The following is a 2973-nucleotide window of genomic DNA, read 5'->3' as shown; positions in this document are numbered from 1 at the left end:
GGTCTCGACCGTCGAGGCCCAGCGCATGTTCATCGAGGCGCATGTCGTGGCCGTGGCCTCGGGAAGGCCGCGCATTGCGGTTTGAGCGACGCGGCGAAATACGCCACCTTCACCCTAAGCTGAATTGACCCGGCAAACCTGACATGCCAAAGGCCCGCAAAGCCTTTCATCTGGAGTAGCCTGATGACCGACCGCATCGAGATCGCCGGATTGCGGATTGCCCGCGAGCTGCATGAGTTCGTGGCCAGGGAAGCGCTGCCGGGCACGGGGATCGAAGCGGACGCCTTCTGGAACGGTTTTTCGGCCATCGTCCATGATCTGGCGCCGAAGAACCGGGCGCTGCTGGCAAAGCGTGACGCCATCCAGGAACAGATAGACGGCTGGTATCGCGATCACGGCGCGCCGGTCGACATGGAGGCCTACAAGGGCTTCCTGAAAGAGATCGGCTACCTCGTTCCCGAAGGCCCGGCCTTCAGCGTGTCGACCGACAATGTCGACCCGGAAATTGCTGATGTTGCCGGACCGCAGCTGGTCGTGCCGGTGATGAATGCGCGCTATGCGCTCAACGCTGCCAATGCGCGCTGGGGTTCGCTCTACGATGCGCTTTACGGCACCGATGCCATCCCCGAAACGGATGGCGCCGAAAAGGGCAAAGCCTTCAATCCGGCGCGCGGCGCCAAGGTCGTCGCCTGGACGAAGACCTTTCTCGACGAGGCTGCCCCGCTCACGTCCGGCAAATGGGCCGGCGTCAATGGCCTGTCGCTGGCGCAAGGTGCCTTGCGGCTGAGCGCCGGCGCCGGCTCGACGACGCTGGCCGACCCCAGGCAATTCGTCGGCTATCGCGGCGATGCCGCCAATCCCGATGCCGTGCTGCTTGTGCGCAACGGCCTGCACATCGAGATCGTGATCGACCGCAACAACCAGATCGGCCGCACCGATCCGGCGGGCATCGCCGATGTCATCCTGGAATCGGCGCTGACCACCATCCAGGACTGCGAGGATTCGGTCGCGGCGGTGGATGCGCCAGACAAGGTCGTCGTCTACCGCAACTGGCTCGGCCTGATGAAGGGTGACCTGGCGGAAGAGATCACCAAGGGCGGCAAGAGTTTTGTCCGCAAGCTCAATCCCGACCGCGCCTACACCGCGCCCGCCGGTGGCACGCTGACCGTGCCCGGCCGCTCGCTGATGCTGGTCAGGAATGTCGGCCACCTGATGACCAGCCCGGCGATCCTCGACCGCGACGGCAATGAGGTTCCGGAAGGCATCATGGATGCGGCGATGACGGCGCTGATCGCGCTGCACGATGTCGGGCCGAACGGCCGCCGCGCCAATTCCCGTGCCGGCTCGATGTATGTCGTGAAACCCAAGATGCATGGGCCCGACGAAGTCGCCTTCGCCGTCGAGATCTTCGACCGCGTCGAAGCGCTGCTCGGCATGGCGAAAAATACCATCAAGATGGGCATCATGGACGAGGAGCGGCGCACCACCGTCAACCTCAAGGAGGCAATCCGCGCCGCAAAGGAGCGCGTCGTGTTCATCAACACCGGCTTTCTCGACCGCACCGGCGACGAGATCCACACCTCGATGGAAGCCGGCCCGATGATCCGCAAGGGCGACATGAAGCAGGCCGCCTGGATTTCCGCCTACGAGGCGTGGAATGTCGACATCGGGCTGGAATGCGGCTTGGCCGGCCACGCCCAGATCGGCAAGGGCATGTGGGCGATGCCGGATCTGATGGCTGCGATGCTGGTCGAGAAGATCGCCCACCCCAAGGCCGGCGCCAACACTGCCTGGGTGCCGTCGCCGACGGCGGCCACGCTGCATGCCACGCACTATCACAAGGTCGATGTTCACGCCGTGCAGGCGGCGCTGAAGAACCGGCCCAAGGCCAGGCTCGACGACATCCTGTCGGTGCCCGTCGCGGTGCGGCCGAACTGGTCGCCGGATGATATCCAGAAGGAACTCGACAACAACGCGCAGGGCATTCTTGGCTATGTCGTGCGCTGGATCGACCAGGGCGTCGGCTGCTCGAAAGTGCCTGACATCAACGATGTCGGCCTGATGGAAGACCGCGCCACGCTGCGTATTTCCTCACAGCACATCGCCAACTGGCTGCACCACAAGGTCTGCTCCGAAATCCAGGTGATGGATTCGCTGCGCCGCATGGCGGCCATCGTCGACCTGCAGAATGTCGGCGATCCGCTCTACTACCCGATGGCCGCCGATTTCGACAACTCCATCGCCTTCCAGGCCGCCTGCGACCTGGTGTTCAAGGGCCGCGAACAGCCGAATGGTTATACGGAGCCGGTGTTGCACGCGCGGCGGCTGGAACTGAAGGCGCAGCAGGGCTGAAGAGGCCAGTCCCTGCCGTGAATGGGGCGGCAGGTCTTCGGCCTGACTTCCTCCGGAGGTGAGGCGTCAGGAAGCTGTATGGTCCAGGAGCCGGATGGTGGGATCGCGACGGTGTTCGGAGTTGACCCTATCGACGCCTTCCACCGTAATCGCGATCGTCCCGTTTTCCACTCTTGCTATCCAGCCCTTCGCTTTTAGATACCAGAGATGAAACTCGAGATGCTCTCGCGGACAGTCTGACAGGCGTTCGAGCTCCACATCCCCGATCCCGGGATTGCTGACGTCGTGCCGGCGCTTCGCGTAAAGCAGCGACAGCAGCCTGGCCTGGATCACGACATCCCGCTCGATGCCTTTGCTGTTGCTGGCTTCCTCGGTCAATTCGCGGCGAAGGCCGGCATGGTCCCTATACGCGATGTCGTATTGAGCGCGTTTGACCGGATCCTTGAGCGTGTTGTGGGCTTCCACGATTTCACTGAAGCGGGCTTCATCGCCGGTTTCGCGATTGTCGGGATGATAGCGCATCGCAAAATAGCGAAATATGCGCTCCAGCGTTTCCGAGTTGGCGTTCGGGCTGACTTCCAAAACTTCGTAGTAGTCAACGAACATAGCGGGCTCCCCGAC

The 2973-nt window shown here is 63.1% G+C and carries 2 protein-coding genes; one reads left to right on the top strand and one right to left on the bottom strand.

What is annotated here, in order from left to right:
* Positions 1-183 precede the first annotated feature (183 nt).
* Positions 184-2352 carry a malate synthase G gene (locus tag EN925_RS30355; RefSeq protein ID WP_127369851.1) on the top strand — a complete coding sequence of 723 codons (2169 nt, stop codon included), beginning with the start codon at positions 184-186 and terminating at the stop codon, positions 2350-2352.
* 66 nt (positions 2353-2418) lie between these two features.
* Here EN925_RS30355 and EN925_RS30350 read toward each other — a convergent pair.
* Positions 2419-2973 (bottom strand): J domain-containing protein (locus EN925_RS30350; protein WP_245487349.1); only part of this gene is annotated, 555 nt, incomplete at its 5' end.

The sequence above is a fragment of the Mesorhizobium sp. M7A.F.Ca.US.006.04.2.1 genome (assembly GCF_004022915.1).
In the GTDB taxonomy this organism is placed as follows: domain Bacteria; phylum Pseudomonadota; class Alphaproteobacteria; order Rhizobiales; family Rhizobiaceae; genus Mesorhizobium; species Mesorhizobium ciceri.
This window is presented reverse-complemented; position numbering and strand designations above follow the sequence as displayed.